The sequence below is a fragment of the Oleiphilus sp. HI0079 genome, from assembly GCF_001635105.1.
Map to the genome: position 1 here is coordinate 1 of NZ_LWFT01000240.1, position 798 is coordinate 798.

The window sequence follows — 798 nt, forward strand, 5'->3', positions numbered from 1 at the left end:
TGGTGAGATGGTCGAAACAGTGGAAGTCTCGGCAATTCAACTTCGTGATGCGGGATACAGCATCCCAGAGGGTCTTGAACATCTTGATCGCAATCTCATCAAGCTGGGTAACAGGGATATTACCGGAGCGGACTTTCGCTGGATCCTCGACCGAAACATTTCGGATAAAACCTACCCTGAAGACATTATCGTTATGGAGCGACGTGAGTGGGGTAATTTCTATGGTTACCTCAAGCAAGTCATTGAGGCCGATAACGTGGTGGCTGAGAACGACGCCGCATGGCCGGAGTTTGAAACACGACTTGAGCGTGCATTGGAGATCTACTCCCAGATTCACGAGATCGAAAAAGGTGAGATTGGGTCAATCAATGCGGGCATGGAACGACTGCGTCTCAAACAACGCAAACTTGAGCTTGAAAACCGTCTAACGGCACAAGCACAAGCAGAGATAGCCGAAGAACGTGCAGTACTTGATGCACAATATGCTGGATTGCAGGATCAATTGATCGATCTCTACACCCAGATCAACCGCGACAAAGTACGCGTGCAAAGCATGGATGGCACACAAATCACCGTTGATCTTGCAAAAGTGGTCAATGCCTACCAGCCTAACGCCATGAGTCTAGGGGATAAGCTGGGGTTTTATGTTGCTAAACTCTACGAGTTTGTAAGCGACGAACCACGCGAAGCGAACACCGAAGGTGGTATCTTCCCGGCTATTTTCGGCACGGTATTAATGGTGATCATTATGTCGATCATCGTGACACCATTCGGTGTAATCGCGGCCGTCTATCTGAG

General features: G+C 49.0%; 1 pseudogene. It reads left to right on the top strand.

Annotation, left to right across the window (positions count from 1 at the left end):
- A pseudogene (locus A3750_RS25800) lies at nt 1–798 on the top strand (phosphate ABC transporter, permease protein PstA); the annotation flags it as partial.